The following is a 239-nucleotide window of genomic DNA, read 5'->3' as shown; positions in this document are numbered from 1 at the left end:
GGTGAGAACCTCTGCGTCACCCTTTACGATGACCGACCATGCCTTCTGGGCATCCTTGTCAACAAAGTCGGCCTCAAAAAGAACATCGTGGTTCAGAGAAACAGTAAAAAGCTTCGACCCCTCGGCAGTGCGGAAGTAAATGCTCCCCTCATGAACGACGTAGTTCAGCGGGAAAAGATCCATATCATCTTTACGACGAACAACCAGGCGCCCAAAAGTCTGCGTAGCCAGCAGCTCGA

Annotated in this window: 1 protein-coding gene; it reads right to left on the bottom strand. The window is 51.5% G+C overall.

From position 1 onward, the window contains the following. The coding region (locus QP140_RS10260; RefSeq protein ID WP_284759548.1) for a pyridoxamine 5'-phosphate oxidase family protein at positions 1–239 on the bottom strand (239 nt) is incomplete at both ends.

The sequence above is a fragment of the Corynebacterium sp. UMB9976 genome, assembly GCF_030212265.1.
Classification (GTDB): Bacteria; Actinomycetota; Actinomycetes; order Mycobacteriales; family Mycobacteriaceae; genus Corynebacterium.
This window is presented reverse-complemented; position numbering and strand designations above follow the sequence as displayed.